This is a genomic window from Bradyrhizobium sp., assembly GCF_049512235.1.
GTDB lineage: Bacteria > Pseudomonadota > Alphaproteobacteria > Rhizobiales > Xanthobacteraceae > Bradyrhizobium.
Genome location: NZ_JBEKXH010000585.1, coordinates 1 through 3658, shown reverse-complemented (window position 1 = coordinate 3658; position 3658 = coordinate 1). Strand labels below are relative to the sequence as shown.

The following is a 3658-nucleotide window of genomic DNA, read 5'->3' as shown; positions in this document are numbered from 1 at the left end:
TGAAGAAAGCCCATAGCAGGCACTGAATTCCTTTGCCTGAATGCTGCGCTTCTGCCCCGCCGTGACGCCCGCTTTCTCCTGTGGGCGCGCTGTGGATGAGTGCGATGCCGCCTTGACGCGAGGCGCTGCGATCCCGAGGGTCATATTGAGAACGCGGCGCGGCGAAGCCCGCAGCGTGGACCCTTCCAGCCCTCCATGTCAGTTCAAATCAGGAGTATCCGATGGCCACCTCCGCTGCCGCCGTCAAAGAGGCACCCGCGACGACATTTGCAAAAGACCAGCTCAAGGCCATCATCGAGCGCATCGAACGGCTCGAAGAAGAGAAGAAGACCATCTCGGACGATATCCGCGACGTCTATGCCGAGGCTAAGGGCAACGGCTTCGACGTCAAGGCGCTGCGCACGATCGTGCGCCTGCGCAAGCAGGACGCCAACGAGCGCGCCGAACACGAAACCATCTTGGAGACCTACATGCAGGCGCTCGGAATGCTGTGAGGGGTAAGCGGGCCCTTTTGTCCCTCATCCATGTCTTCCCGGCCAAGCGAGCCGCGTGCGTGCGGGCCGGGGATCCATGATCGCCGATGGGCATGAAGTGCGAGGAGCCAGCCTCCAACGTTCACCTGAGAGGCTTCGGCTTATGGCCAGAACGCTGCAGAGATTGTCGTAGCGATTGTGCTGCGTTGGTTGACGCTCAGTGCAGCGACGCGTTCCGCATTACGAAAGACTGCGTCGGCAGCTCGTCAGTAACAGATCCGGTGAAGCGGTCGCTGGCCAGTCCCATCTGCGGATCGTCTGCGAAATTCATCGTGATCACCGCTTCCGGCTTGATGAAATAGACGCGCATCAAGGTCATGTCGGCATCGCCCAGCACGGTTGCGGACATCGACGTGCTCGCGCTTGGCGCCAGCATCATCATCCGCATCCATGCCGTATTGCCCGCGGACGCGGCGAGCCGCGTCGATCTTGCCACGACGCTGCCCTGCCCCTGCGCTCCCTTGGCGACTACCGTATCGATCGTGGAATCGGCCGCCGAATTATGCGCGGCTAATGCGGGGCGGATGCTGCGCGGAATCGGCGCGCTGGCTGCGACGATGTTGGCGCGGTCGACCGGGGGATTGGAGGGTGGCGCGTAGGCCATCGCCTGCAGGGTGGACACACTCGCAGTCGCCAGCGGGTCGGCGACGGAGTCCAGCGCCCTGCGGGCGCGGATGGCGGCAATCTGCGCCGGCGTTGCCTGTTTCGGGTTGGCCGGGGCCTCGCCCCAGAAGCCGCGCGCATCGATGATGTCAGCCGGTGTCTGCGGCTTCGCTTCGGCCTTTTGAGCCGACGCTGAAGTGTTAGGCGTAATCTTTGCCGGCTGCGCGATCTGGGCGTCGGCCGAGGCCAATTGGAAGGTCTCGGCGGCTATCGGCTTTCTGGCGCGCGGCATCGGCACGGGATCGGCGGATTTGGCGGGCGAGGCGGCCATCACGCTGGCTGGAGCCGGTTTTTCGCGGGCAGCCGGAGCGCCGGCGCTCTCGTCTTCGTCGTCGTACGATTTCCTGCTTCCGAACAATGCGGCAAACAGGCTCGGTCTGGTCTTCGTCAAGTTGGCGTCGCCGTTGTCACGTTGTTCGATGTCGGCGCGGGCGAGTTCGAATCCCTTGAGGGGCTTGCCGTCGGAGGGAATATGTATGGTTCGGCCGTCCGGAAATAGGCGGGCCAGTTGGTCGTGGGTCATCCGCGGCCAGTGACGAATGCTGCCGGTATCGAGATGGACGAAAGGCGATCCCGATGTCGGATAGAATCCGACGCCTCCCCGCTGCAGGCGCAGCCCGGCAAAGCGGATCTGCTCGAGCGGCACGTCCGGGATGAAAAAATCCATGGCGTGGCCGAGCATGTGCTGGCTGAAGCGCGCCACTCCTGAAGAACGGCGGCGGAGCATGGCGTTGGTGGCGGGAGAGCGGTAGGCGGAAATGATCTGGATCGGCTTCTTGCCTTCGACGTCGCGATAGACTTCCCAGAGGATGTCGAACAAGTGACGATCCATCACGGTCTGGTCCTGACTGCGCCAGTCGCGCAGATAGTGATTGAGCTCTTGCAGCGCCTCTTCGTCGTAGCGTCCGTCACGCTTGAAGGTGACGGTGAGATCCTCGTTAGAATGGGTGTGGTGGAAAGAAAGGGTGCGGGTCTCGTTCAGCGCGCTCGCATCGTGGACCGATCCGGCTCCCAGCAACAGCAACAGGGACGACAAGCCGAGATGATACCCGGCTTTCGGTAACGACAGCGAGTTGAAACGGCGTGCGAAACAAGACAGCACGTATGACCCCACCCGAGAGGACGACCGACCGAACAACCCTTCCGCGACCCCGTGTGGCGGAAGACGGTAAACACAATCTTAACGCGGGTGGGTCAGCCAAGAATCAAGTCCCACCCCCCAAGTCAGTTCAAACCTAACCTGCCGAGTGTGGCGAAAAATAGCCCATTGCTTAATCCGGCGTGAAGCATGGTCAATTCGGCGGCCCGCAATCCTCCGGGGTCATTGAGATCATTGGGGAATTCCAGCCTGCCGCCCGACGGGATGGTTAATGCCCGCGCCATTTTGTCAATTTCGCGGCGGCACTGGATACCTCACGACCGCTAAAGTCGTGACAAGCTACGGACGAGATTGCTTGGCAAAACATCCTGCGAGAGCGGGCCCTTTAGCCTCGGCCAACAGGGCTGAGGAGCGCATCCGATAACTGCCGATGATGCGAAGATCGCACCGAGGGCGAGGTGTGGTGCTGCAAACCTGGAATTGTGATAACCGGCTGCGGTAGACCGCAATTGCGCGATCGCAAGCGGGTCATCGCTTTGCAAGCGATGACGTTGCTTCGGCTACCGCCGTCAGCGGGTTATTATCCGTCGCTGCAGCCGACGGCCCGGCACCGATGGAGGAGGCGTTGATGCCCCGAACAGCCGCTCGAAGAACGAAGCGCCGGAGGAAAACAACGATCCGGAAGATGAATTGTCGCTGGCAAAGCTGACGCCTGTGGGCAGATTGCCGGCCGGACGAACGTAGTTCGGCTGCGAATGGGCAACCACGTTTTCCAGATCCTTGCTTCTGCCGTTGCGAAGCATTGCCAGCATGGTGGCGTCGCGGCCGTAAACATCCCGGCGGAACTGCAGCTTGCCGGCGTCATCCACAAAGGCCGTCTGGTAGGTGATATTGACCGGTATCGGCGTTGGAAATTTGAGGTCGATCTCGCCCTGGCCATACAGACTGCGGATTTTTTCCGGCGTGTAATGCTCGTTCGGCTCCGTGATGTTCAGGAGCGTCGCGGCATATTGATCCGGATTCTGGACCCGCATGCAGCCATGGCTGAACGCGCGCTCGTCTCTGGCGAACAAGTTCTTGTCCGGGGTATCGTGCTGATAGACCAGGAACTTGTTCGGGAAATTGAAGCGGATGCGCCCGAGCGCATTGGCTTCGCCGGGCGGCTGCGAAATGTGGATGCCGCCGTCGCGATCGCGTTCCAGCCGCAGCCCCATGCGCTGAAGCACAGTCGGATCCTGCTGCAGCGCCGGCAGATATTCGTTGTAGATGATCGAGGGCGGCACGTTCCAGGTCGGATTGACCGTGATGAATTTCATGGTCTCGGTCAACAGCGGCGTCGCGTGAATCCCGGGTTGTCCGGTGA

3 protein-coding genes are annotated in these 3658 nt (G+C 61.5%); 1 reads left to right on the top strand and 2 read right to left on the bottom strand.

Translation table 11 applies throughout. The features are described from left to right. Nucleotides 1-221: 221 nt before the first annotated feature. A complete protein-coding gene (locus ABSG20_RS32210) occupies nt 222-494 on the top strand; it encodes a DUF2312 domain-containing protein (protein WP_423868488.1) in 273 nt (90 codons plus the stop codon). A gap of 196 nt (nt 495-690) precedes the next feature. Here ABSG20_RS32210 and ABSG20_RS32205 read toward each other — a convergent pair whose 3' ends face one another. Both ABSG20_RS32205 and ABSG20_RS32200 read right to left on the bottom strand, forming a co-directional pair. Beyond that, entirely contained in the window at nt 691-2298 is a 1608-nt protein-coding gene (locus ABSG20_RS32205) for a peptidoglycan L,D-endopeptidase MepK (protein WP_423868487.1), read from the bottom strand. 566 nt (nt 2299-2864) lie between these two features. Beyond that, nucleotides 2865-3658: L,D-transpeptidase family protein (locus tag ABSG20_RS32200; protein ID WP_423868486.1), on the bottom strand; the 794-nt coding region annotated here is incomplete at its 5' end.

Excerpts from the sequence above, each read along its gene's own strand:
- ABSG20_RS32210 (WP_423868488.1), top strand. The coding sequence starts at position 222 with ATGGCCACCTCCGCTGCCGCCGTCAAAGAGGCACCCGCGACGACATTT.